Consider the following 255-nt stretch of genomic DNA (forward strand, 5'->3'; position numbering starts at 1 on the left):
GGAACAACGGGTTATCATCCCTTAGTGGCTTTTGATGGACTGACTGGTCTGTTTCTAGGTGCCGAACTTCGTCCGGGCAATGTGTACACGTCTAACAATGCAGAGGTCTTTTTAAAAGATATTATCCAACAACACAAGCAGCACTCATGTGATATGTTTTTAACTGTCCGAGGGGACAGTGGCTTTGCCAAACCTGAGATCTATGAGTTATGCGAGCAAGAAAAAGTGAAGTATATTATTCGTTTAAAAGTCAAT

1 protein-coding gene is annotated in these 255 nt (G+C 41.6%); it reads left to right on the plus strand.

The window, feature by feature from the left end; genetic code table 11:
- Nucleotides 1-255, plus strand: a 255-nt coding sequence (locus ACYQ4S_RS12890; protein ID WP_459771583.1) for a transposase, incomplete at both ends; no start/stop codon positions are given.

The sequence above is a fragment of the Alkalibacterium sp. s-m-28 genome (assembly GCF_054658175.1).